At 70.5% G+C, this 22462-nt stretch carries 21 protein-coding genes and 2 pseudogenes; 6 read left to right on the top strand and 17 right to left on the bottom strand.

Annotated features, from left to right (window positions below):
* Window positions 1-122: 122 nt before the first annotated feature.
* On the top strand, window positions 123-893 hold the full coding sequence (locus A5705_RS06855; RefSeq protein WP_067880353.1) for a GAF and ANTAR domain-containing protein: 771 nt from the start codon (window positions 123-125) through the stop codon (window positions 891-893).
* A gap of 5 nt (window positions 894-898) precedes the next feature.
* On the opposite strand, the gene A5705_RS06850 is transcribed toward A5705_RS06855, so the two are convergent.
* From A5705_RS06850 to rplS, 4 genes and pseudogenes are all read right to left on the bottom strand, one after another.
* Window positions 899-1204 carry a DUF2469 domain-containing protein gene (locus A5705_RS06850; RefSeq protein ID WP_007171389.1) on the bottom strand — a complete coding sequence of 102 codons (306 nt, stop codon included), beginning with the start codon at window positions 1202-1204 and terminating at the stop codon, window positions 899-901.
* A gap of 7 nt (window positions 1205-1211) precedes the next feature.
* A pseudogene (locus A5705_RS06845) lies at window positions 1212-1983 on the bottom strand (ribonuclease HII).
* 2 nt (window positions 1984-1985) lie between these two features.
* Window positions 1986-2852, bottom strand: coding sequence for a signal peptidase I (lepB, locus tag A5705_RS06840; RefSeq protein WP_067880347.1), 867 nt, complete (start codon window positions 2850-2852; stop codon window positions 1986-1988).
* Between the two features lie 48 nt (window positions 2853-2900).
* Window positions 2901-3242: a 50S ribosomal protein L19 gene (gene rplS / locus A5705_RS06835; RefSeq protein ID WP_044510756.1), complete on the bottom strand. Its 342-nt coding sequence runs from the start codon at window positions 3240-3242 to the stop codon at window positions 2901-2903.
* 308 nt (window positions 3243-3550) lie between these two features.
* Between rplS and A5705_RS06830 the strand changes: the two genes are divergently transcribed.
* Complete coding sequence (locus A5705_RS06830) at window positions 3551-4507, top strand: hypothetical protein (RefSeq protein ID WP_068276362.1); 957 nt, start codon at window positions 3551-3553, stop codon at window positions 4505-4507.
* Window positions 4508-4544: 37 nt separating this feature from the next.
* Here A5705_RS06830 and trmD read toward each other — a convergent pair whose 3' ends face one another.
* The 6 genes from trmD to A5705_RS06800 form a co-directional block, all read right to left on the bottom strand.
* Window positions 4545-5273 carry a tRNA (guanosine(37)-N1)-methyltransferase TrmD gene (gene trmD, locus A5705_RS06825; protein WP_068276359.1) on the bottom strand — a complete coding sequence of 243 codons (729 nt, stop codon included), beginning with the start codon at window positions 5271-5273 and terminating at the stop codon, window positions 4545-4547.
* On the bottom strand, window positions 5270-5788 hold the full coding sequence (gene rimM / locus A5705_RS06820) for a ribosome maturation factor RimM (protein ID WP_068276356.1): 519 nt from the start codon (window positions 5786-5788) through the stop codon (window positions 5270-5272). The genes trmD and rimM overlap by 4 nt, the downstream gene beginning before the upstream one ends.
* Window positions 5789-5801: 13 nt before the next feature.
* A complete protein-coding gene (locus tag A5705_RS06815) occupies window positions 5802-6044 on the bottom strand; it encodes an RNA-binding protein (protein ID WP_003878715.1) in 243 nt (80 codons plus the stop codon).
* Window positions 6045-6049: 5 nt separating this feature from the next.
* Window positions 6050-6604 (bottom strand): 30S ribosomal protein S16, encoded by a 555-nt coding sequence (rpsP, locus tag A5705_RS06810; protein WP_067880334.1) that lies wholly within the window; start codon window positions 6602-6604, stop codon window positions 6050-6052.
* A 215-nt stretch (window positions 6605-6819) separates the two neighbouring features.
* Complete coding sequence (locus tag A5705_RS06805; protein ID WP_067880331.1) at window positions 6820-7239, bottom strand: nuclear transport factor 2 family protein; 420 nt, start codon at window positions 7237-7239, stop codon at window positions 6820-6822.
* Between the two features lie 33 nt (window positions 7240-7272).
* On the bottom strand, window positions 7273-8286 hold the full coding sequence (locus A5705_RS06800; RefSeq protein ID WP_068276353.1) for an NAD(P)-dependent alcohol dehydrogenase: 1014 nt from the start codon (window positions 8284-8286) through the stop codon (window positions 7273-7275).
* Window positions 8287-8623: 337 nt separating this feature from the next.
* Between A5705_RS06800 and A5705_RS06795 the strand changes: the two genes are divergently transcribed.
* Both A5705_RS06795 and A5705_RS06790 read left to right on the top strand, forming a co-directional pair.
* Window positions 8624-8881: a hypothetical protein gene (locus A5705_RS06795; protein WP_067880325.1), complete on the top strand. Its 258-nt coding sequence runs from the start codon at window positions 8624-8626 to the stop codon at window positions 8879-8881.
* Between the two features lie 146 nt (window positions 8882-9027).
* Window positions 9028-9909 carry a D-alanyl-D-alanine carboxypeptidase family protein gene (locus A5705_RS06790; protein WP_068276347.1) on the top strand — a complete coding sequence of 294 codons (882 nt, stop codon included), beginning with the start codon at window positions 9028-9030 and terminating at the stop codon, window positions 9907-9909.
* Here A5705_RS06790 and A5705_RS06785 read toward each other — a convergent pair.
* The 6 genes and pseudogenes from A5705_RS06785 to ffh all read right to left on the bottom strand — a co-directional run bounded on the left by A5705_RS06785 (window position 9906) and on the right by ffh (window position 16850).
* Window positions 9906-10508: a TetR/AcrR family transcriptional regulator gene (locus A5705_RS06785; protein WP_067880319.1), complete on the bottom strand. Its 603-nt coding sequence runs from the start codon at window positions 10506-10508 to the stop codon at window positions 9906-9908. The genes A5705_RS06790 and A5705_RS06785 overlap by 4 nt on opposite strands.
* Before the next feature lies 1 nt (window position 10509).
* Window positions 10510-12303, bottom strand: a complete 1794-nt coding sequence (locus A5705_RS06780) for an amidohydrolase family protein (protein ID WP_068276344.1) — start codon at window positions 12301-12303, stop codon at window positions 10510-10512.
* A 98-nt stretch (window positions 12304-12401) separates the two neighbouring features.
* Entirely contained in the window at window positions 12402-14003 is a 1602-nt protein-coding gene (locus A5705_RS06775; protein WP_068276342.1) for a serine/threonine-protein kinase, read from the bottom strand.
* A 36-nt stretch (window positions 14004-14039) separates the two neighbouring features.
* Entirely contained in the window at window positions 14040-15116 is a 1077-nt protein-coding gene (locus A5705_RS06770) for an amidohydrolase family protein (RefSeq protein WP_156738418.1), read from the bottom strand.
* A gap of 13 nt (window positions 15117-15129) precedes the next feature.
* Window positions 15130-15297 (bottom strand): annotated as a pseudogene (locus A5705_RS27695) (hypothetical protein); the annotation flags it as partial.
* Window positions 15291-16850, bottom strand: coding sequence for a signal recognition particle protein (ffh, locus tag A5705_RS06760; protein ID WP_068276338.1), 1560 nt, complete (start codon window positions 16848-16850; stop codon window positions 15291-15293). The gene ffh and the pseudogene A5705_RS27695, both read right to left, overlap by 7 nt.
* Before the next feature lie 129 nt (window positions 16851-16979).
* Here ffh and A5705_RS06755 point away from each other — a divergent pair, with 129 nt between their 5' ends.
* Together A5705_RS06755 and A5705_RS06750 are read left to right on the top strand one after the other, a co-directional pair.
* Entirely contained in the window at window positions 16980-17777 is a 798-nt protein-coding gene (locus tag A5705_RS06755; RefSeq protein WP_067880302.1) for an alpha/beta hydrolase, read from the top strand.
* Window positions 17778-17939: 162 nt separating this feature from the next.
* Window positions 17940-19640, top strand: a complete 1701-nt coding sequence (locus A5705_RS06750) for a DEAD/DEAH box helicase (RefSeq protein WP_068276336.1) — start codon at window positions 17940-17942, stop codon at window positions 19638-19640.
* Between the two features lie 361 nt (window positions 19641-20001).
* Here A5705_RS06750 and A5705_RS06740 read toward each other — a convergent pair whose 3' ends face one another.
* Window positions 20002-22437 (bottom strand): [protein-PII] uridylyltransferase, encoded by a 2436-nt coding sequence (locus A5705_RS06740; protein ID WP_068276330.1) that lies wholly within the window; start codon window positions 22435-22437, stop codon window positions 20002-20004.
* Between the last annotated feature and the right edge of the window lie 25 nt (window positions 22438-22462).

The raw sequence follows: 22462 nt of genomic DNA, 5'->3' as shown, positions 1-22462 counted from the left end.
CGTGAGCAGCCACGCCGCCTATACCCGGCAACTGGCCATACAGCGTTTGCGGTCGTGTTGGCGACCGATAATCTACGGCGATCGCGGGCCGAACACCGGCAGCGCAGGAATGGGGACACGACGTGGCACAAGACGCGAATGCGGTCGCGGACGGTCCGCCACCGGGCGGCGAGAAGGCCGACCCGGGGACGGTCTTCGCCGCCCTCGCCGAGATCATCTATCAGGGCTCGGACGCCAAGCAGATGTACGCGGCCATCTGCATCGCGGCGACCCTGACCGTGCGCGGCTGTGACCATGCCAGCCTGATGGTGCGCGAGGGCGACCGCTACGTCACGGTCGGCGCGAGCGACCGCCTCGCTCACCAGATCGACGAGCTGGAGCGGCGCGCCGGGGACGGGCCCTGCATCGATGCGATCGAGGAAGAGACGCCCCAGATCGACACGGACCTGACCACGCCGTCGCTGTGGCCCAAGCTGGCATCCGTCCTCGTCGAGGAAACCCCGGTGCGTGGGGCCATGGGCTTTCGCCTGCTGGTCGACAAGCGCAAGGGGGCCGCGCTGAACCTGTTCAGCGACACGCCCAACATGTTCGACGCCGAGTCCGCCGGCCGTGCGGCGGTGCTGGCGGCGTTCGCCAGCGTGGCGATCAACGCCGTCGCCAAGGGCGAGGACGCCGCCAGCCTGCGACGGGGCCTGCTGAGCAACCGCGAGATCGGCAAGGCGGTCGGCATGCTGATGCTGCTGCACGGCATGAGCGAAGACCAGGCGTTCGACCTGCTGCGGCGCCACTCCCAGGCGCTGAACATCAAGCTGGCCGACGTGGCGCGTGCCGTCATCGAAAATCGCGGCGCGCTGCCGTCGGACGCCGAGAATCAGCCGCCGCCGGACGCCTGACCGCGTTACTCGGGCAGCCGCAGCTCGGGCTTTTCGACCTCTTCGATGTTGACGTCCTTGAAGGTGACCACCCGCACCTGCTTGACGAACCGGGCCGGCCGGTACATGTCCCACACCCAGGCATCGGACAGCCGGAGCTCGAAGTAGACCTCGCCGTCGGCGTTGCGCGGCACCATCTCCACGCTGTTAGCCAGGTAGAAGCGCCGCTCGGTTTCCACGACGTAGCTGAACTGGCCGACGATGTCCTTGTATTCGCGGTACAGCGAGAGCTCCATCTCGGTTTCGTACTTTTCGAGATCTTCTGCACTCATCTGCCACTCATCTGCTCAGACGCCTCCGTCGCCACGCGGGAACCTGGTCCCATCTTTCCTCACCGGTATCCGTCACGCTCGGCCGGAGGGTCCGGTTTGCACTCGGCCACTATCCGGGCCCCCGATCCGGTTGCCACGCGCCGGACGTTGATGAACGAATAGCGGTGCTCGGCGCAGGGCCCCAGCTCGGTCAGGGCCGTCGAGTGCGCCGGCGTGCTGTAGCCCTTGTGATCGGCGAAGCCGTAGCCGGGATGCTCGGCGTCCATGGCGACCATCAGCCGGTCGCGGCTGACCTTCGCCAGCACGCTCGCCGCGGCGATGCAGGCGGCCGCGGCGTCGCCCCCGATCACCGGCAGCGACGGCATCGGCAGGCCGGGCACCCGGAACCCGTCGGACAGCACGTATCCCGGACGAACGGCCAGGCCGGCCACCGCGCGCCGCATGCCCTCGATGTTGGCGACGTGCACGCCGCGCCGGTCGACCTCTTCCGACGGGATGAACACCACGTGATAGGCCAGCGCGTAGCGGCGGATCAACGGAAACAGCCTCTCCCGCACCTTCTCCGTGAGCTTCTTCGAATCATCAAGGGCGGCAAGGCTTTCCAAGCGCCCCGGTCCCAGCACGCAGGCCGCCACCACCAGCGGGCCCGCGCAGGCGCCGCGGCCCACCTCGTCCACCCCGGCCACCGGCCCCAGGCCGCTGCGATACAGCGCCGACTCCAGGGTGCGCAGACCCCCGGCCTTGCGGATCACCGTCCGCGGCGGCCACGTGGTGGCCACGGCTACTGGCCCTGTTGGGGATTCACCGATCTGACTCCGCCCCACCGCGACGGCGGCCACACGATGAATCTGGCCTTGCCGATGACGTTGGACACCGGCACGGTTCCCGAGTTCGGGTCACCGGTGCACAGGATGCCCTTGAGGGCTTCGGCCGGGACGCTGGTGCAGTGGGCCCGCGAGTCCGCCGAGTGCGTCCGGTTGTCGCCCATCACCCACAGCCGGCCCGACGGGACGGCGACCGGACCGAACTCGCTGCCCAGGCACGGATACTTCGCCGGGTCGGCCATCATGGTGTTCGGATCCAGGTAGGGCTCCTTGAGCGGCTTGCCGTCGACCGTCAACCCGGTGTCGGCCCGGCACTGCACGGTCTGGCCCCCAACCGCGATGACGCGCTTGACCAGGTCGTTCTCGTCGGGCGGCACGAAGCCGATGAACGACAGCCCGTCCTGCACCCAGCGCAGCCCGGTGTTGTTCGAGCGGATCGACTTGTATCCGGCGTTCCACGACGGCGGACCCTTGAAGACGATCACGTCGCCGGGCCGCGGCTGACCGAAGCGGTAGGTCAGCTTGTCCACCATGATCCGGTCGCCGACACAGCCCGTGCACCCGTGCAGCGTGGGCTCCATGGATTCCGACGGAATCAGGTACGGACGCGCGATGAACGTCAGCATGACGTAGTAGAGCACCACCGCGATCAGCGCGAGGATCGCGAGTTCGCGCAGCGTCGACTTCTTCTTGGGCTCCGGCCCGGGCGGCACGGTCCGCTCGGCGGCGGGCGCCTCGGTGTCACCGGGGTCGCGGGTGGATACCTTCGGCTCCGGCTGGCCGGCGTCGGACGGGGCCTCGGAGGGGTCCGGGTTGTCGGTCACGGGATCAGCGTAGCCAGCATGGTCGGCGCCCCGGTGAACCGTGTCCGGTCAGCGCTTTTCCTTGATCTTGGCCTTCTTGCCACGCAGTTCGCGCAGGTAGTACAGCTTCGCGCGACGGACGTCGCCACGGGTCACCACCTCGATGTGGTCGATGTTCGGCGAGTGCACCGGGAAGGTCCGCTCGACGCCGACGCCGTAGCTTTCCTTGCGGACGGTGAACGTCTCGCGGATGCCCCCACCCTGGCGGCGGATGACCACGCCCTTGAACACCTGGATGCGCTCCTTGGCGCCCTCGATGACCTTGACGTGCACGTTGATGGTGTCGCCCGGGTTGAAGGCCGGGATGTCGTCGCGCAGCGACGCCTGATCGACGAAGTCCAGCCTGTTCATCGTACGAAGACACTTCCTTGCGGTCGCGGCTTGCGATGGCCGCCCACACCCGCGGGCGTGGGGCGGTCATCAAGCCGATGGGTTTCGGGCTCTTGGTGTGCATCTCGCGGCGGCCGGGAAGGAGCCCGGCCCGCTGACGGGTGCGAGACAACTGAACAATTGTGCCAGACGGCCCGCTTGCTTTGAAAATCACATGTAAACGCTGCGGTTCATAGCCCGCCGAAGACCCTGGTGAGTGGTAAATATGACTCGGGTCCACGTGCGCCGATCGACCCGACGACGTCAGGCGAAACCAAGGAGACCGACCCATGCGCCCCCGCCCGCTCACCGTGCTCGCCGCCGTGGCGGCGGTGACGCTGGTGTTGGCAGGGTGCGACGAGGCGCTGGTGGAGCGGCAAAGCCAACCGAAGGTGTCGGGCAGCCCGGAACGCAGCGCGCCGGTGCTCGAGTCGCCGAAGCAGCCTGAGACGGTTCAGCTGCTGCTGGACAGCCTGCCGATGCACGGGTCGCCGCAGGCGCTGTCCGGAACGGTGTTCGGCGGCCTGCCGGCGCGGATTCAGCAGGCCATCGACGAGGCGGCCGCCGCCGGAGCCACGCTCTCGGTGGCCGTGCTCGATCGCAAGACGCATGAGCTGGTCTCCAACGGCAACAGCCAGATCATCGGCACCGCCTCCGTGGCCAAGCTGTTCATCGCCGACGACCTGCTGCTGGCCGAGTCCCAGGGCAGGACCGCGCTGCCCCCGGAGGACCGCCAGGCCCTGGACGCCATGTTGCAGTCCTCCGACGACGGCGCGGCCGAGAAGTTCTGGGGTCAGGGCGGCGGCGACGCCATCGTCAGCCAGGTCGCGGCCCGCTACGGCCTGTCCTCCACCACCCCGCCCAGCGACGGCCGCTGGTGGAACACGATGAGCTCGCTGACCGACCTGGTCCGCTACTACGACATGCTGCTCGACGGGTCGGGCGGCCTGCCGGCCGACCGGGCGATGATCATCGTCAACGACCTGGCCCGGTCCACTCCCACCGGGATCGACGGTTACCCGCAGCGGTTCGGCATTCCGGATGGGCTGTTCGCCGAGCCGGTGGCCGTCAAGCAGGGCTGGATGTGCTGCATCGGCACCGACTGGGTGCACCTGTCGACCGGCGTGATCGGCGCCGACCACCGCTACGTCATGGTGGTCCAGTCGTTGCAGTCGTCCGACGACGCCACGGCGCGGCAGACGATCACCCAGGCCGTCAAGACGATCTTCCCCAGCGGTCGCATCTGAGCCCGGCCGGTCACGGCGCGAGCAGACGTAAACGCCCCTAATCTTCGGCGTGTCGCGGGGCTTTTGCGTCTGCTCGCGAGTCCTCCAATAAGTCGGGGCGGCGTTCCCGCGTGCGCTGCCGCGAGACCTCGCGTCGCCACGCGGCGATGCGCGCGTGGTCGCCGGACAACAGCACCTCGGGAACGTCGAGCCCGCGCCAGCTCGGCGGCCGCGTGTAGCTGGGGCCCTCCAGCAGCCGGTCCAGGGCCGGCGAGTGCGAGTCCTCCTGCAGCGACGCGGGATTGCCCAGGACGCCGGTCAGCAGCCGCAGCACGGCCTCGATCATCACCACGGCCGCCGACTCCCCGCCCGGCAACACGTAGTCGCCGATCGAGACCTCCTCGACCCGCATCCGTCGGGCGGCGTCCTCGATGACGCGCTGGTCGATGCCCTCGTAGCGCCCGCACGCGAACACCAAATGGCGCTCGGCGCTCCAGCGCTGCGCGGTCGCCTGGGTGAAGAGCGAGCCCGCTGGCGTGGGAACCACCAGAAGCGTTTCGCCGGAACACGTTTCGTCCAGCGCCTCACCCCACACCGGGGCCTTCATCACCATTCCCGGGCCGCCGCCGTACGGCGCGTCGTCCACCGAGTGGTGCACGTCGTGGGTCCACCGGCGCAGGTCGTGCACCTGCAGATCGACCAGCCCCGAGGCAATCGCCTTGCCCGGCAACGATTCTCGCAGCGGATCGAGGTAGGCCGGGAAGATGGTGACGACGTCGATCCTCATGCCAGATCCAGCAGCCCCTCGGGCGGGTCGATCTCGATGACGCCATCGTCCAGCGACACCGACGTCACGATCGCGGCGACGAACGGCACCAGGGCTTCGCCGGAGTCGCGCTGCACCGCCAGCAGCTCACCGGCGGCGGTGTGCAGCACCTCGGCGACGACGCCGACGTGCTGTCCGCCGGTGGTGCGCACGCGCAGGCCCTCGAGCTGGTGGTCGTAGTAGGTGTCGGGCTCGTCGATCGGCGGCAGCTCCGCGGAGTCAACCACGAACAGGCTGCCGCGCAACGCGTCGGCGGCGTCGCGGTCGTCCACCCCGGCCAGCCGCACCAGCAGCCGCGCGCCGTGCTCGCGCACCTGGTCGACGACGACGTTGCGTTCGTCACCGGTCCGGGAGTTCTTGGCGCGCAACGTGTTACCCGGGGCGAAGCGGGCGTCGGGATCGTCGGTGCGGACTTCGACGACCACCTCGCCGCCGATGCCGTGTGCCTTGACCACGCGCCCGACCGTCAACTCCAAAGGAGGCGCTCCGCTACTGGTCGGTGTCCACCACGTCGACGCGGATGCCGCGGCCGCCGATCCCGGCGACCAGTGTGCGCAACGCGGTCGCGGTGCGTCCGCCGCGACCGATCACCTTGCCGAGGTCGTCGGGGTGGACGTGCACCTCCACGGTGCGCCCGCGCCGACTGGTCACCATGTCGACCCGGACATCGTCGGGATTGTCGACGATCCCGCGGACCAGATGCTCGACAGCGTCAACGACGACCGTGCTCACCCCGGTCAGCCTTCCTCGGACGTCTCAACCGGCTGGGCCGGCTCGGCCTGCTCGCCGCCCTTGGCCGCCGGCTGTTCGGCGGCTTCGGCCGCCGGCTGTTCGGCGGCTTCGGCCGCCGGCTGTTCGGCGGCTTCGGGGGCCGCTTCCTCGGCCGCCTTGGCGGCCTTCTTGGCGGGGGCCTTCTTCTTCGGCTTGGCGGCCTCGGTGGTGGGTCCGCCGTCGGCCTCGGCCAGCGCGGCGTTGAACAGCTCCAGCTTCGTGGGCTTCGGCGGCGCGGCCTTCAGGGTGCCCTCGGCGCCGGGCAGCCCCTTGAACTTCTGCCAGTCACCGGTGATCTTCAGCAGCTTGAGCACGGGCTCGGTCGGCTGGGCGCCCACCGAGAGCCAGTACTGGGCGCGCTCGGAGTTGATCTCGATGAGGCTCGGCTCCTCCTTCGGGTGGTAGCGGCCGATGACCTCGATGGAGCGGCCGTCGCGGCGGGTGCGCGCGTCGGCGACGGCGATTCGGTACTGGGGATTGCGGATCTTGCCAAGCCGGGTGAGCTTGATCTTCACAGCCATGGTTGAGCGACTTCTCCTGTGGGTGTCACGCTGCAATTCAGCGATCCGGGCGGGATGCCCGGATCCGGTTTTGCCTCGCGTGTGTGACCACCGGGCGGCCGTAACCGCGCGGCGGACAGCCGCCCATTGTGCCAGAACGGGGCGGTCGCGCGGAAATTGCAGCGATCGCAAGCGCGGCGCAGCCGGGCGCGGCGGGTCGCCGCCATCAGATTCGTCTACATCACCTTCTGGAAGACTTTGGTCTCCACCCGGCGCGTCATGCGCCAGCCCTCGGGGGTCCGCACGAACTCGTCGTCGTACCAGAGCCCGCAGAACAGCGCCTGGTCGCCCCCGCCGGGCAGCACCATCGGGTTGAAGCAGATCACCCGCGACGCGGCCTTGTCCCCGTCGATGTGCACCGAGAAGTTGCCCAGCATGTGCGCGTACACCGGGAAGTTCGGCAGCACCTCCGCCAGCCATTTCTTGACCTCGGGGTAGTGGCCCTCGATGCCCCCGAGGGCGGTGTAGTCGATGTAGGCGTCCGGGGTGAACACCTTGTCCAGGTCGTCGAATCGGCGGTTGTCGATCGCGGTGGAGTAGTCCACCAGCAGCTGCTGGATCTCGAGGCGGTCGGAGATTTCGGCCAGGCTCAACATGGCTCGATTGAACACGACCGCTGGTCGCCGCGCTCAGCCGATCCGGACGACGAGCTTGCCGACGTGCTTGCCGTCGCGCAACCGTTCGAACGCCGCTTTCGCGTCATCGAATTCGAAGACGTCGTCGATCACGGGCACCAGCCCCGTGGCGGCCACGGCTCGCACAAGGTCCTGCAGATCGGACCGGCTCCCGACGGTGATGGACCGCGTCGTCGCGCCGGCCCCCTTGAGCAGGAAATAGTCGATGCCCGGATTGTCTTGGCTGAGAAAGCCGATCAGCGTGACCTCGCCACCCTCGGCGACCGCACGCAGCGACTGCTCGATGGTGGCCGGGCCGCCGACTTCGACGACGCGGTCCGCGCCGCGGCCACCGGTCAGTTCGCGTACCTGCTCACCCCAGTTGGGATTGCGGCGGTAGTCGATGACGTCGTCGGCCCCCAACCCTTTGAGGGTCTGGGCTTTCTCCGAGCTCGACGTCGTCGCGACCACACGGCCGCCCACCAGCTTGGCCAGTTGCAGCGCGAACAGCGAAACCCCGCCGGTACCCAGGGTCAACACGGTCTGGCCCGCGCGAATCGGCGCGGGGCCACCGAGTGCGTTCCAGGCCGTAACCCCGGCGCACGGCAGCGTCGCGGCCTGTTCGTCGGGTATGGCGTCGGGAATGCGCACGACCGCCTCCCGGGACACCACCTTGTACTCGGTCAACCAGCCGTCCTGGCCGCTGCCGTAGCTGTCCGAATTCGCCGTCGCAGGCATTGGGCCGCCGAACCATCTCGGCTGGAACGAGCCCACCACCCGCTCGCCGGGACGGTAGTCCTCGACGCCCTCGCCGACCTCCACGACCTCGGCGGCGGCATCGCTGCACGGCACCAGGCCCGGTGTGCTGTCCCGCACGTACCGGCCCAGGGGAATCGCCACGTCTCGGTAGTTCAGCGAGACCGCTCGTATCCGAAGCAGCAATTCTCCTCGCTGGGGCGACGGGACGGGTTCGTCGTGAATCCGCAATCCGTCCAGCCCGGTGAAGTCGTCGAACCGGTACACACGCATAACGCACTCCTCCCGATATCGGTCTTCAACACTTGCGGATGATTCCCTTGTTCCGCAGCCAGAAACCCGTCAGGTTAGTGTGAGTCGACGCGGACCGATAGAACTTTAGCGAGGGGGAGTTCGCCTGTCCCGCAAGCGATTCTACGTCGTGAACCGCGCCCGGTCGCCGACTTCGATCTCGGCAACGTCGCCACCCGAGTTGGGATCGGTAGCCGCGTGCGCGGTGTGCAGTTGCCACAGGATCGTCAGCAACGAGGGAGCTCAGATGAACCAACCGCGACAGCATTCCGGTCTTCCCAGGACACCAGCGGCGAACGAGCGCAATAATCCTGAATTTATGAGAGCGGCCCTCGCGGCTTTGGCAACGACGCTGTTGATGTTCGGCGGCTCGGGGCTGGCCGCGCCGTCGGCCGAGGCCGCCCCGTGCCCGGCCGGGAAGTCCTGCCAGCACTGGTGCCCGGGCGACGTCCTCCCGGCGGGCCGGCCCGTCCCGTGGGACGGCAACGTCTGCCACGACTACTTCTGGGACTACTACGGCGTGCACGACATCGGCGACGGGAAGTTCTACTCCTGGCGCGACATGCCCTGGCATTAGCGCCTCAACTCGTCAAAAACACTCGCCGGGAGGGTCGCAGGTCAGCCGGGCAGGCGCCGCCCGCACCGGCGGGTCTGATCAGCCCGGGGCCACCTCCGTCCGGCAGCGGGCCCACCGCACGAAGCCGGAAGTTAAACTGAGCGGCCATGCGCAAGCTCATGGCCGCAGCCGCCGCCCTGCTGGCGGCCGTCGCGTCCGGTGCCACCGTCGCAGTGGTGCCCGCCTCGGCCGACAGCGCGCAGCCGGTCGGCTCGGTGCCGATCCCCGACGGCCCCGCCCAGACGTGGATCGTGGCCGACCTGGACAGCGGCCAGGTCCTGGCCGGCCGCGACCAGAACGTGCCCCACCCGCCCGCGAGCACCATCAAGGTGCTGTTGGCGCTGGTGGCGCTGGACCAGGTCAGCCTGGACTCGTCCGTCGTCGCCGACGTCGCCGACACCGAGGTCGAGTGCAACTGCGTCGGCATCAAGCCGGGCCGCAGCTACACCGCGCGCCAGTTGCTGGACGCGCTGCTGCTGGTCTCGGGCAACGACGCCGCCAACACGCTCGCGCACCTGCTCGGCGGCGCCGACGCGGCGGTCGCCAAGATGAACGCCAAGGCCGCGTCGCTGGGCGCGATGAGCACCCACGCGGCGACCCCGTCGGGCCTGGACGGGCCGGGTGGCTCCGGGGCGTCCACGGCGCACGACCTGGCCGTCATCTTCCGCGCAGCCATGGCCAACCCGGTGTTCGCCCAGATCACCGCCGAGCCGTCGGCGATGTTCCCCGGCGATCACGGCGACGAACCCGTCACCAACCAGGACGAACTGCTGGCGCGCTACCCCGGCGCCATCGGCGGCAAGACCGGCTTCACCGACGCCGCCCGCAAGACCTTCGTCGGCGCCGCCGCCCGCGGGGGCCGCCGCCTGGTGATCGCGATGATGTACGGGCTGGTGAAACCGGGCGGCCCGACGTACTGGGACCAGGCCGGCAGCCTGTTCGACTGGGGTTTCGCGCTGAACCCCGAGACCGGCATCGGCTCGCTCTAGGCGCCGGCCTCCGGCAGCGCCGCGTTCAGCAGCGCCGTCAGCACCGGGATCCGCTGCTGGGCGATCGCGGGCTGCGGCAGCACCCCCTCCACCACCGCCGCGCCGTCGAACACGTTTGTCATCAGCGCCACGACGACCGGGAACGTCTCCTCCGGGAAGGCCTCGGCCCCGGGCAGCGCCCGCGCCGCGTCTACGATCTTGGCGGAGTACTGCCCGAGCTCGTGTTGCAGAGTCTCCCTGAGCTTTTCGTCGGTGCGCGCGGCGATCAGGAGCTCGTAGACCACCGCGTTGGTGGGGCCGCTGGTGATGTCGCGCAGTATCGCCAGCGCGGCCTCGAGGGCCGGCCGGTCGGCCGGTATTTCGGCGACGCCCTTGGTGAAGGACTCCAGCTGGCGGCGCAGCACCTCGGATGCGGTGGCCGCCATGAAGTCACCCATGGTTTCGAAGTGGCGGAACAGGGCGCCGACGGACACCCCGGCGCGCTTGGTGATCACGGCGGCCGATGCCCGCGCGTAGCCGACCTCGATGATGGTGGCGATGCAGGCGTCGATGAGCCGCCCGACGGTCTCCTCGCGCCGCTGCTGCTGCGTCCGGGCCATGTCAGGCGCCCACGCTCAGCGCGGTCCGCTCGCCGGCCCGCAGGTAGCGGCCCGACTTCACCGTCTGGCCGTAGCCGTCGCGGAATCGGCCCCGCGCGAAGACGACGACCCCGCCGACACCGGTCGCGACGACGGCGTCGTCGTTGCGGTTGACCATGCGCCGCAGGCCGCCGTAGAACGGCACCGCTTCCTCGTGATAGCCGTCCACCGCCTCGTTGAGCCCGGCCGGGTCGATCACGACGAAGTCGGCCCGGTCGCCCTCGCGCAGGGTGCCCGCGTCGATGCCGAACCACTCGGCTAGTTCGCCGGTCAGCCGGTGCACCGCCCGCTCGGTGGACATGAACGGCGCGCCCGCCCGGTGGGCGTCGCGGGTGCGCTTGAGCATCTTCAGACCGAAGTTGTAGAAGGCCATGTTGCGCAGGTGCGCGCCGGCGTCGGAGAAGCCCATGTGGATGCTCGGCTCGTTGGCGAGCTTGTCGAGTTGGCGGGGGCGGTGGTTGGCCACCACGGTCGTCCAGCGCACGTTGCGCTCACCGTTTTCGACGAGCACGTCGAGGAACGCGTCCAGCGGGTGCAGCCCGCGCTCGTCGGCGATGGCGCCGAGGCTCTTGCCGATCAACGATTCGTCCGGGCATTCGACGATGACCGCGTCGTGAAAGTCACGGTGCCACAACGACGGTCCGAGCTTGACGCGGTCGAACTCGCGGCGGAACTTGCGGCGGTATTCCTTGTCGGCGAGCAACTCGTTGCGCTGCAGTTGGTCGCGCAGGTGCAGGGCCGCCGTCCCGGCGCCGAACTCCTCGAACACCGGCAGGTCGATCCCGTCGGAGTACAGCTCGAACGGGACCGGCAGGTGCTGGAACCGCACGGCCGAGCCGAGGAACCTGTTCAGCATCCTGGTGCCGAACCCGAACGTGTGCACCGCCAGCGGCATCGACTTGGCGTCGGCCGACACCAGCATGCTCATCCGAACACCCTTGCCGCGCCCGAAGATCCGGCTGCTGGTCAGAAAGAACATCAGCGCCGACGCCGGGTTCTCGACGTCCGGGGCGCTCTGCAGCATCCGCCCGCGCTTGCGCAGGACATTGATGAGCTTGCGCCGTTCCCGCCAGGTGGCGAAGGTCGACGGCAGCGCGCGCGACCGGAAGCGATCGCCGTCGAGCTTGTCGATGGCCGCGTCCATGCCGGACATGCCGAGCATCCCGGCGTCCAGCGCCTCGTCGAGCAGCGCCGCCATCCGCTCCAGCTCGGCATCGGTGGGCCGGACGGTGTCGTCGGTGGCGCGATCGAGGCCGAGCACCGCGGTCCGCAAATCCGAATGACCAAGCAGGGAGCCGACATTCGGCCCGAGCGGCAGGGTGTCGATCGCCTTGACGTACTCCGCGGCGGTCGACCAGGTCTTGTTGGAATCCAAAGCGCCGTAAACGAATTCGCGCGGCACCGCCTCGACGCGGCTGAACAGGTCGGCCGCGTCCTCGGAATCGGCGTAGACCGTCGACAGCGAGCAGTTCCCCAGCAGCACGGTGGTGACGCCGTGGCGCACCGACTCCCGCAGCCCCGGGTCCAGCAGCACCTCGGCGTCGTAGTGGGTGTGCACGTCGATGAAGCCGGGCATCACCCACTTGCCGGCCGCGTCGATCACCTCGGGGCAACCGGTCTCGTCCAGCGGCGCGGCCGAGACCGTGGCCACCACGCCGTCGCGGATGCCGAGCGTGCGAGTCTGCGGCGCGCCGCCGGTGCCGTCGAACCACAGCCCGTCGCGAACGATCACGTCGTAGGTCACGGTTTCCTCCAAGGTCGTCGAGTTGGCACGAACCGTAACATAGATAGCAAGTACTCGCAATCTTTCCGCGAAGGCCGGCGCGCCGCGCCGAAAGCGCTGGTCAGGCGGGCTCAGCGAGGGGGGCCGGGGGGCGAGGCGTGGGGGTCAAGGGCCCCCGCCGGGTCCGGGACCGTGACGCCCGACGGCAGGTCGCCGCTGCGGGTGGCCACCGCGGGCGCCCGCAGCACGGCCCCGAGCTGGCCGCATTCGTCGCTCTGCACGGTGACGGTCATGTCGCCGGCGAACTCGCCTTGCGGCCGCGGTCGCAGCGACAGCACCTGCGTGGTCGCTTGCATCCCGTCGGCCCCGTTCCGGCCGATGCAGGCGACGGTCGCCTCCTCCGGCCGCGACAGCCAACGACCGTCGCGGAAGTCGAGCACGACCGGCCTGCGGACGGTCGGCTTCGGCTGGGTGTGGTTATCGTCGTCCAGCGGCTGGCCGACGGCCGTGCACGGACCGGCCGCGCATGACGAGCGGAAGGCCCACCAGGTGGTCACGTCGGGTGGCTGCGGGTCGGGCGTGTCGTTGAACGTCTGCCGGGTGCGCTGGACCTCGAGGCGGTACGTGCCGTCGAGCGGGATCGCTGCCACGGGTGGCGCCGGCGGCGCGCTCGTTGACGGGCGACCCGCAGGGGCGATGTTCGTGTCGGTCTTGCGCCCGATGGCGACGCCGACGGCGAGCAGCGCCGCGACGAGCAGCGCCGCCGCGGCGGCCACCACGATCCTGCGGGGCCGGCGCCTCTTCGGCCGGGCCACCGCGGGCTCCCGCTCGTGCGGGGCGGTCCGCGTGAGCGCGTCGTCCAGGCGAAGGGCCGGCGATCCGGCCGCCGCTCGTTCGGCCGCGGCGGGTGCGGTATACGCCGGGTACTCGGCCACCAGGGCGGCCTCGGGACTGCGGTCACCGCTGAGGACGCCCGCCTGTTCGTTCGCCGCCGCGGCGAACTCCCGGCAGGTCGCGAACCGGTCGTCGGCGTTGGGGGCGAGCGCACGGGCGAACGCGCCGTCGAGGCGCGCCAGTTCCGGGCGTTGGTCGCTGAGCAACGGGGGTGCGGCGTCGGGTGGCGGCGGCGCGCCGGTCAGCAGGTGGAAGGCGGTGGCGGCCAACGCGTACTGGTCGGAGCGCCCGTCGACGCCCGTGCCCAGCAGCTGTTCGGGCGCGGCGTAGCCGGCCGTGCCCGGGTCGCGAACCACCCCGAAGTCCGTCAGCAGCGTCCGCTGTTCGCCTTCCCAGAGGCCGGTCAGCAGGACGTTGGCGGGTTTGACGTCGCGGTGCAGCAGCCCGCGCTCGTGCGCGTAGTCGAGGGCGCCGGCGAGCGCGGTCACCATGGCGAGCACCTCGCCCGCCGCCGAGACGGCCGGGAATCGGTCGGCGATCAACCGCGCGGCGTTGATGCCCTCGACGTACTCCATCGCGACGTACAGCTGGCCGTCGAACTCGCCGCGGTCGCGCGCCTCGACGACGTTCGGGTGGTACAGGCGCGTCGCGACCGGGACCTCCGCCAGGAATCGCCGACGGAATGCGCCGTCGTCGGACAGCGCCGGCGCAAGGACCTTCAACGCCTGCCAGCGCGACGCCCGCGGGTCCTGGACAAGGTAGACCGCGCCGGTCGCTCCAGAACCCAGCCTCCGCGCGACCAGGTAACCGGCGAAGGTCGCGCCGCTGGCCAACGCCATTCGAGGATCCTATCCGCGATCGCTACGCCGCGCCGCCTAGTCGTGTGGCCGAAAAATCTTGCCGCGCAATATCACAAGGTCCGGCCGGTTCAGGACCCCCGGACTCTGCCGTGGGTCCTGTGCGTAGCACAACAGGTCGGCCGACACCCCGTATTCCAGACCGGGCCGGCCCAGCCAGCGGCGGGCATCCCAGCACGCCGCGCCCAACGCCTCGGTCGGGCTCATACCGATGCGCTTGAGCGCCTCGACCTCGTCGGCGATCCGCCCGTGCGCGATCATGGTGCCCGCGTCGCTGCCGGCATACACGGCAACGCCCGCCTCGCGCGCGGCGGCGGTCCGCTGCAGGCATCGGGCGTGCAGGTCGCGCATGTGCGCGGCATAGGCCGGGTAGCGGCCCGCGGCGTCCGCGATGCCTTCGAAGTTCTCCAGGGTGTTGATCAGGGTGGGCACCAGCGCGGTGCCGTGCTCGACCATCAGCGCGATGGTGTCGTCGGTGAGCCCGGTGCCGTGTTCGATGCAGTCGATGCCGGCGTTGATCAGGCCGGGCAGCGCGTCCTCGCTGAAGACGTGCGCGGTGACGCGGGCGCCGTGCTCGTGTGCGGCAGCGATCGCGGCCTTGAGCACGTCGTCGGACCATAGCGGGGCCAGGTCGCCGATGTCGCGGTCGATCCAGTCGCCGACCAGCTTGACCCAGCCGTCGCCGCGCTTGGCCTCGCGGGCCACCGCCTCGGGCAGCTGGGATTCGTCTTCGAGTTCGTCGGCGAAGCCCCGCGAATAGCGCTTGGGCCGCGCCAGGTGCCTTCCGGCGCGGATGATGCGGGGCAGATCCTCGCGATCGTCGAGGCTGCGGGTGTCGGTTGGCGAGCCGGCATCACGCAGCAGCAGCGCGCCGACGTCGCGTTCGGCCTCGGCCTGGCCGATCGCCTCATCGAGGGGGATCTCGCCGTCGTCGCCGAGCCCGACGTGGCAGTGCGCGTCGACCAGCCCGGGCAGAATCCAGCCACCTTCGAAGACGGTGTCCGCGCCGGCCACCGGTTCGGTGCTGATGCGGCCGTCGACGATCCACAGCTGCAGCTCGGTCTCGTCGGGCAGCCCCCGGCCGCGCACGTGCATCCGCACCGCGCGGCTACTTCCGCCGGTGACGACCCGCTTCGCCCGGCTCCGCCGCGCTCGCGATCGTCACGATCTGACGGTGACGACCCGCTTCGCCCGGCTCCGCCGCGCTCGCGATCGTCACGATCCGCCGGTGACGACCCGCTTCGCCCGGCTCCGCCGCGCTCGCGATCGTCACGACTTTTTGCCCGGGAACTTCAGCTTGGACAGGTCGAAGTCGGCCAGCCCGGGCGGCAGCTCGTTGAGGCCCTCGGGCATCTGCGACAGGTCGGGGAATCCGGCCGGCATGCCGGGCATGCCCTGCATGAGCGGGTTCCTGGCCTTCGGCGGAGTCGGCCCGCGCCCGCCCTTCTTGCCCTTCTTTCCAGCCTTCCCCTTGGCCTTTCGGGTCGCCGACTTGCGGCCGATGCCGGGGATGCCCATGCCGCCGAGCATCGACGACATCATCTTGCGGGCCTCGAAGAAGCGGTCGACCAGCTGGTTGACCTCCGACACCGTCACCCCCGAGCCGTTGGCGATGCGCAGCCGCCGCGACGCGTTGATGATCTTCGGGTCGGCCCGCTCCTGGGGCGTCATCCCGCGGATGATGGCCTGCAGCCGGTCGAGCTGCTTGTCGTCGACCTCGGCCAGCGCGTCCTTCATCTGTCCGGCGCCGGGCAGCATGCCCAGCAGGTTGCCGATCGGGCCCATCTTGCGAATGGCGAGCATCTGCTCGAGGAAGTCCTCCAGCGTCAGCTCGCCGCTGCCGATCTTGGCGGCCGCTTCCTCGGCGCGCTGCGCATCGAAGACCTGCTCGGCCTGCTCGATCAGGGTCAGCACGTCGCCCATGCCCAGGATGCGGCTGGCCATCCGGTCGGGGTGGAAGACGTCGAAGTCCTCCAGCTTCTCGCCGCTGGAGGCGAAGAGGATTGGCACGCCGGTGACCTCGCGGACCGACAGCGCGGCGCCGCCGCGGGCGTCGCCGTCGAGCTTGGTCAGCACCACGCCGGTGAACCCGACACCCTCGCGGAACGCCTCGGCGGTGGTGACGGCGTCCTGGCCGATCATCGCGTCCAGGACGAACAGCACCTCGTCGGGGTCGACGGCGTCGCGGATGGCCGCGGCCTGCGCCATCAGCTCGTCGTCGATGCCCAGCCGGCCGGCGGTGTCGACGATGACGACGTCGAAGTGCTTGGCCCGGGCCTCCGCGAGCCCCGCCGCCGCCACCGCGACCGGGTCCCCCGGTCCCGACTCGGGCGACGCGCCGGGGTGCGGGGCGAACACGGGCACGCCGGCGCGCTCGCCGACGACCTGGAGCTGGTTGACCGCCGCGGGCCGCTGCAGGTCGCAGGCCACCAGCAGCGGGGTGTGACCCTGGCCGCGCAGCCACGCCGCCAACTTGCCGGCCAGCGACGTCTTGCCGGAACCCTGCAGGCCGGCCAGCATCACGACCGTCGGCGGCGTCTTGGCGAACGCCAGCTGGCGGGTCTCCCCGCCCAGGATGCCGATGAGTTCCTCGTTGACGATCTTGACGACCTGTTGCGCCGGGTTGAGCGCGCCGGACACCTCGGCGCCCCGGGCGCGTTCCTTGATCCGGCCGACGAACGCCCGCACCACGGGCAGGGAAACGTCGGCTTCGAGCAGCGCCAGCCGGATTTCGCGGGTGGTCGCCTCGATGTCGGCGTCGGTCAGTCGACCCTTGCCGCGCAGGCCCGCAAGGGCACCGGTCAACCGGTCGGACAGCGATTCAAACACCTCGCAAGCCTAGCGGGCGCGAGCGCCGCGAAGCCGGGCGCCGGGGGTGCCCCCGCTTGCGGGGGACAGGTGCCGCCGCGCGGGGCAGGGGGCTTGACGCGGAGGGGCCTGCTGGCAAAAAGTCAGCTCATGCTCGAGGTGATCGACAAGGGGTCCTGCAGCGACGCGCATCCCGTGCCGTTGCTGTTCGTGCACGGCGGCTGGCACGGCGCGTGGTGCTGGGACGACGGTTTCCTGGACTTCTTCGCCGACGCCGGCTACCGCGCGGTCGCGATGAGCCTGCGCGGCCACGGCGGAAGCCCCACCGCCGAGCCGCTGCACCGGGTTTCCATCGCCGACTACATCGACGACGTCCGTTCGGTGGCCGACGATCTGGGCGGCTCCCCCGTCCTCGTCGGTCACTCGCTGGGCGGCTACACGATCCAGCGCTACCTGGAGGACCGGGACGCCCCGGCCGCGGTACTGGTGGGATCGCTGCCGCCGAGTGGCGTGCTCGGGGCGGCGCTGCGGGTCTGGCGGCGCCGCCCGTGGATGACCGTGCACTCGTTCAACGACCCCACCTTGGTCAGGTTCCTCCGGACGGCGGCGCTGGCCCGCGAGTATCTCTTCTGCGCCGACACGCCCGAGGACGTCGTCCAATCGTGCTGGCATCGCGCCGGGCCCGAGAGCATCCGCGCGGCGATGACCGATCCGATGTTCCGCCGGGTCGACACCGAGCGGATCACCACACCGATGCTGGTCCTCGGCGGCGTGCACGACGGCTTCGTCAGCGTGCGGGCGGTGCGGGCCACCGCGCGCGCCTACCGCACCGAGGCGGAGTTCTTCGACATGGGGCACAACATGATGCTCGAACCGGGATGGGCCGACGTCGCCGCCCGAATCCACGGGTGGCTACAAGCCCGGGACCTGGCGGGCCACGCCGTCTAGTGGGGATCGCACGCGCGGCGTAGCCGGGCGCGGCGGGTCGCCACCATGAATCGACCCAGTGCGTCGCTGCTGCGCCGAAAAGCGTTGGCATGCTACATTTCACACCCGTCGCCGAGCCGCACCTGACGCGTCGAGGACGCAACTTTGGGGGGAACCTTTTCAATGCAGTCGGGCAGCGACACGGTCCTGGCGTTGCGGGGCTGGCAGCGCCGCGCGCTGGTCAAATATCTCGCCGCCCAGCCGCGCGACTTCCTCGCCGTCGCCACCCCCGGTTCCGGCAAGACGACGTTTGCGCTGCGGGTGGCGGCCGAACTGCTCGGCCAGCGCGCCGTCGAGCAGATCACGGTCGTGGTGCCCACCGAGCACCTCAAGGTGCAGTGGGCGCTGGCCGCGCAGCGGCACGGCCTCGCGCTGGATCCGAGGTTCTCCAACACCAACCCGCAGACCTCACCGGAGTTTCACGGCGTGATGGTGACCTACGCCCAGGTCGCGGCGCACCCGACGCTGCACCGGGTGCGCACCGAGCAGCGCAAGACACTCGTCGTCTTCGACGAGATCCATCACGGCGGTGACGCCAAAACCTGGGGCGAGGCCATCCGCGAGGCGTTCGGTGACGCCACCCGACGACTCGCCCTGACGGGCACGCCGTTTCGCAGCGACGACAGCCCCATCCCGTTCGTCACGTACGAGTCCGGCGCCGACGGCGTGGCACGCTCGCAGGCCGACCACACCTACGGCTACGCCGAGGCCCTGGCCGACGGCGTGGTCCGGCCGGTGGTGTTCCTCGCCTACTCGGGACAGGCCCGCTGGCGCGACAGCGCCGGGGAGGAGCATGCCGCGCGGCTGGGTGAGCCGCTGTCGGCCGAGCAGACCGCGCGGGCGTGGCGCACCGCGCTCGACCCGGCCGGCGAATGGATGCCCGCGGTGATCGCGGCCGCCGACGAGCGGCTGCGCCAGAAGCGGGCGCACGTGCCCGACGCGGGCGGCATGATCATCGCCTCCGACCGGACCGCGGCGCGCGCGTACGCCGCACTGCTGACCAGGATCACCGGGGAGGCGCCCGCGGTCGTGCTGTCCGACGACCCGGGGTCGTCGGACCGGATCACCGAATTCGCAGCGAGTACCAGCCGGTGGCTGGTCGCGGTGCGCATGGTGTCCGAGGGCGTCGACGTGCCGCGGCTGTCGGTCGGGATCTACGCCACCAGCGCCTCGACGCCGCTGTTCTTCGCGCAGGCCATCGGCCGGTTCGTGCGCTCGCGTCGGGCGGGCGAGACCGCGAGCATCTTCGTGCCGTCGGTGCCCGGCCTGCTGCAGCTCGCCAGCGAGCTGGAGGCTCAGCGCAACCACGTGCTCGGCCAACCGCACCGCGAGTCCGACGATCCCCTCGACGGCGACCCGGCCACCCGGACGCGGACCGAAAAGACCGACGCCGAACCGGGTTTCACCTCGCTGGGCGCCGACGCGGAGCTGGACCAGGTGATCTTCGACGGGTCGTCGTTCGGCACCGCGACGCCTGCCGGCAGTGACGAGGAGGCCGATTACCTCGGCATCCCGGGGCTGCTCGACGCCGAGCAGATGCGCGCCCTGCTGCACCAGCGCCAGGACGAGCAGCTCAAGAGGCGGGCGGCCGGCGCCCCCGGAGCCCCGGCGACGGCGTTCTCCATGCACGGCCAGCTTCGCGACCTGCGCCGCGAGCTCAACACGCTGGTCTCGGCCACCCACCACCGCACCGGCAAACCACACGGATGGATTCACAGCGAACTGCGCCGCCGCTGCGGGGGCCCGCCGATCGCCGCGGCGACCCGCGAGCAGATCCAGGCCCGCATCGAGGCCCTGCGCCAGCTGAATTCGGAACCGTCGTGACCCAGTGGGCCTGAGCCGGACCTATCCACAGTTGCGGTTTTATCCACAGATTGAATACGGGCTGCCCGAAGGTCAGGCGCAGCCGCGCGCACAACCGCGCCCGGACGGCCGGGACGGATTCGGCGCCGTCGGGGGGTTCGGCGATCTCGGCGAACAACCGATACATCAGGCCCCGGTTGGTGCGCTCCCGGGTCTCCAACCGCTCGGCCACCTCGACGCGAAACTCGTCGCCCACCAGGTTCGAGTCTGACGCAGCACGTCGTGCGCGGCATCGATCGCGTCAAGCGCGGCGCTGATTCGCTGCTGGGCCGCTGCAGACTCCGACCCACCCGACGAGGACGAACAGTGAGCCGCGCCGGGCCTATCCTGCAAGGCCGCCCAGCACCGCCAGCAGCTGCTTCTCCACCGCCGCCTGCGCGCCCGGCTCTTCGGGCAGTTCCACGCAGAACACGTCGGCGGCCGTCGACCCGAACGTGTGAACCTTGGCCCATCGCAGGTCGGCCCCCGCGCGCTCCAGCGCCCGGGCCAACAGCGCCAGTAACCCCGATCGGTCCATGGCGCGGACCTCGACGAGCGAGTGGCCGGACGCGGCGGGGTCGAGCCACTGGATGTGCGGCGGCGCCGTCGAGCGGGTGACGGGCACCCCGACCTGGATCTCGCCGGCCCGCGCGGTCGCCGCGTCGACGGCGTCAGTGTCACGCTTCTCCACCGCGCCGATGACGTCGACGTCGCCGTTCAGCGCGTTGGTGAACTGCTGCCGCAGCAGCCCGGCTTCGGGCGGTGATCCGAACAGCGGCGACACCACGAATTCGATGATCGCCGCTCCCTCGTGGGTGTTGACCGACGCCGAATGGATGCGCAGCGAGTTCAGGGCGAGCACCGCGGCGGCGTTCGACACCAGTCCGCGCTGGTCCGGCGCGACCATCACCAGGTTCAGGCGCTCGCCGCCGCCGGCCTCGATCTCGACATGCACCCCGCCGTCGGCGGCCAGCGAAAGGTATTGCGGCGCAATCGGTTGCGCCTGAGGCAGCGGCTCCCCGGCCATCACCAACCGGCAGCGCCGCACCAGGTCCTCGATCAGGGACGCCTTCCAGTCGCTCCACACTCCGGGACCGGTCGCCTTGGAGTCCGCCTCGGTCAGCGCCTGCAGCACGTCGAGCAGGAGCGGATCGCCGCCCAGGGCCGCCGACACACCCTCGATGGTCTTGGGGTCGTTGAGGTCGCTTCGGGTGGCCACCACCGGCAGCAGCAGGTGGTGGCGGACCAGCTTCGACAGGAACTCGGCGTCCTCGGGGGCGACCCCGAGCCGGGCGCCCATCTCGATGGCCATCTCGGCCCCCAGCACGCTGTGGTCGACGCCGCGGCCCTTGCCGATGTCGTGCAGCAGCGCGCCGAGCGCCAGCAGGTCGGGCCGGGCCACGCGGGTGGCCAGGGGCGCCGCGTTGACGGCCGTCTCGACGACGTGCCGGTCCACCGTCCACTTGTGCGCGACGTCGCGGGGCGGAAGGTCGCGGATCGCGGCCCATTCCGGCAGCAACCGCTCCCACAACCCGGTGCGGTCGAGCGCTTCGACCGTCGCCACCGCGGTCGGCCCCGCCGAGAGCACGACGAGCAAGTCGTCCAATGCCTCGCTGGGCCACGGGGCCGGCATCTCGGGCGCGCCGGCGGCCAGACGACTCAGCGTCGCGGCGCCGATCGGCACACCGGTGCCGGCCGACGCGGCGGCCACCCGCAGCACCAGCCCGGCGTCGGTTTCCGGCGACGCGTCGCGGGCGAGCACGATTTCCCCGGCGTACTCGACCACGCCCTCGTCCAGCGGTCGCCGCTTGGGCCGCCGGACGAGCACCGACACGCCGCGCCGCGGCAACGCGTTTTCGGCCGTCCGCAGCCCCGTTTCGGCGTGGTAGGCGATGGTGCGCCCGGCCCCGGACAGCTTGCGCGCCAAGTCGAATCGGTCACCGATGTGCAAGTGGGCGCTGATCTCGTCGGCGTACTGGGCCAGCAGCTGATCGCGGCCGCGCCCGGACACCCGGTGCAGCTCGGTGCGCACGTCGAGCAGCGTCAGATAGGCATCGTCGAGCGAACCCCCGGGCGTTTCCGGGCGGGCCATGCCGTGCCGGTCGATCAACTGGGCCACCCCCAGCGCGTCGAGCAGTTGCACGTCGCGAAGCCCACCGCGGCCCGATTTGAGGTCCGGCTCGGCGCGCTGCGCGATCCGGCCGCAGCGCTGCCAGCGGGCCTGCGTGATGTCGACCAGCTCGTCCATTCGTGAGCGAATTGCGCTGCGCCACTGCCTTCTTGCGCCGGCGATCAAGTCCTCGGACAGCCGCGCGTCGCCGGCGATGTGACGGGCGTCCAGCATGCCCAGCGCGGCGATCATGTCCGTGTTGGCCACGCCGAGCGCCCCGGAGACAGTCCGCACGCTGTGGTCGAGCCGAACGTTGGCGTCCCACAGGGGATACCACAGCTTGTCGGCGACGTCTTGGAGCACCTCGACGGGCTTGTCGTCGTGCAACAGCATGAGGTCCAGATCGGAGTACGGCAGCAGCTCGTGACGGCCCAGCCCGCCGATCCCGACGATCGCGAAACCGCTGCCGTCGGTGATCCCGATCTCGTCCGCCTTGGCGGTCAGCCACGACTCGTGCAGATCCTGCCACGCGTGCCGCAGCTCGGCGGCTCCCAACCCACGACCATCCGACAGCAAACGGCGCCGCGCGACAACCAAATCGCTTGCCGCGCAGGCGTTTTCCGCTCCCGCTCCGGATGACCCGGACGGGCCGGGTGGGTCCTGTTTCATACCCTCCCGGCCCGTCCGGCCTGGT

The sequence above is a fragment of the Mycobacterium sp. E787 genome (genome assembly GCF_001668725.1).
Lineage (GTDB): Bacteria > Actinomycetota > Actinomycetes > Mycobacteriales > Mycobacteriaceae > Mycobacterium.
This window is presented reverse-complemented; position numbering and strand designations above follow the sequence as displayed.

Excerpts from the sequence above, each read along its gene's own strand:
- A5705_RS06770 (WP_156738418.1), bottom strand. The coding sequence starts at position 15,116 with ATGCACGTGCGCGGCCGGGGGCTGCCCGACGAGACCGAGCTGCAGCTG.
- A5705_RS06740 (WP_068276330.1), bottom strand. The coding sequence starts at position 22,437 with ATGAAACAGGACCCACCCGGCCCGTCCGGGTCATCCGGAGCGGGAGCG.
- A5705_RS06805 (WP_067880331.1), bottom strand. The coding sequence starts at position 7,239 with ATGTTGAGCCTGGCCGAAATCTCCGACCGCCTCGAGATCCAGCAGCTG.
- A5705_RS06775 (WP_068276342.1), bottom strand. The coding sequence starts at position 14,003 with ATGGCGTTGGCCAGCGGCGCGACCTTCGCCGGTTACCTGGTCGCGCGG.
- A5705_RS06785 (WP_067880319.1), bottom strand. The coding sequence starts at position 10,508 with ATGGCCCGGACGCAGCAGCAGCGGCGCGAGGAGACCGTCGGGCGGCTC.
- A5705_RS06755 (WP_067880302.1), top strand. The coding sequence starts at position 16,980 with ATGCTCGAGGTGATCGACAAGGGGTCCTGCAGCGACGCGCATCCCGTG.
- A5705_RS06800 (WP_068276353.1), bottom strand. The coding sequence starts at position 8,286 with ATGCGTGTGTACCGGTTCGACGACTTCACCGGGCTGGACGGATTGCGG.
- A5705_RS06850 (WP_007171389.1), bottom strand. The coding sequence starts at position 1,204 with ATGAGTGCAGAAGATCTCGAAAAGTACGAAACCGAGATGGAGCTCTCG.
- A5705_RS06795 (WP_067880325.1), top strand. The coding sequence starts at position 8,624 with ATGAGAGCGGCCCTCGCGGCTTTGGCAACGACGCTGTTGATGTTCGGC.
- rplS (WP_044510756.1), bottom strand. The coding sequence starts at position 3,242 with ATGAACAGGCTGGACTTCGTCGATCAGGCGTCGCTGCGCGACGACATC.
- A5705_RS06750 (WP_068276336.1), top strand. The coding sequence starts at position 17,940 with ATGCAGTCGGGCAGCGACACGGTCCTGGCGTTGCGGGGCTGGCAGCGC.
- A5705_RS06830 (WP_068276362.1), top strand. The coding sequence starts at position 3,551 with ATGCGCCCCCGCCCGCTCACCGTGCTCGCCGCCGTGGCGGCGGTGACG.
- trmD (WP_068276359.1), bottom strand. The coding sequence starts at position 5,273 with ATGAGGATCGACGTCGTCACCATCTTCCCGGCCTACCTCGATCCGCTG.
- A5705_RS06790 (WP_068276347.1), top strand. The coding sequence starts at position 9,028 with ATGCGCAAGCTCATGGCCGCAGCCGCCGCCCTGCTGGCGGCCGTCGCG.
- rpsP (WP_067880334.1), bottom strand. The coding sequence starts at position 6,604 with ATGGCTGTGAAGATCAAGCTCACCCGGCTTGGCAAGATCCGCAATCCC.